General features: G+C 64.5%; 1 protein-coding gene. It reads right to left on the bottom strand.

Annotated elements, in window-relative coordinates; all coding sequences use genetic code 11:
- Window positions 1-135: 135 nt before the first annotated feature.
- On the bottom strand, window positions 136-749 hold a 614-nt coding region (locus NKJ12_RS32140), incomplete at its 5' end, for an IS5 family transposase (protein ID WP_352707736.1).

The following is a 749-nucleotide window of genomic DNA, read 5'->3' as shown; positions in this document are numbered from 1 at the left end:
GGGCCTGTTGCGCAGTAACCGGGGATGTTTGGATGGGGCGGGATCGCAGGGATTTCGCTCGTCTTTGTGAGCTCCGCCCCCTTGTTTGGGGTTTCGGCGGCGGTTTCGGCCCGGGCGGCCGGGCTGCGGGCGCACCTATCCCGTGATGGCGGCCCATCGGCGCATGTTGAAGGCGATCGCCGCCAATGTCACCTGGGCGGTGGCCTTCGCCAGTCCGACATAGCGGATATTGGTCAGCTTCATGCGGTTCTTGAGCGTGGCGAAAGTGGTCTCCACCGCCGCTCGCCGTCTGGCGATCAGGCGGTTGTAATGTTTGAGCCGCGGCGGCAGCGCATGGTGCTTGTTGGGGCGGCGCGCGATGCGCACCTTCTTGCCCTCGGCCTTGAGCCGGGCGCGGCGGGCATGGGTGTCGTAGGCGGCGTCCGCCCACACCGTCTTCTCGTCGCCGCAGATCAAGTTATCGGCCATCACCGTGTCGTTGACGTTGGCTGGCGTGGTAATCACCGTGCGGATCAGGCCAGAGCCCTCATCCACCCCGACATGGGCTTTGTAGCCAAAGGTGAAGCCGCCCTTGCCCTTTCGCGCGGTGAGCCGGGCATCCGTATCCTTCGAAGTCCGCTCGTCCGTCGGGGGCAATGAAACCGCATTGATCAGCGTGGCATCCAGCATCGTTCCCCGCTTCAGGATAACACCGGCTTTCTCCAACTGCCGGTCCAGTTCGCCAAACAGCTTCTCCAGCAGCCCTTCGC

The sequence above is a fragment of the Mesorhizobium sp. M0195 genome (genome assembly GCF_040322115.1).
Classification (GTDB): Bacteria; Pseudomonadota; Alphaproteobacteria; order Rhizobiales; family Rhizobiaceae; genus Mesorhizobium.
This window is presented reverse-complemented; position numbering and strand designations above follow the sequence as displayed.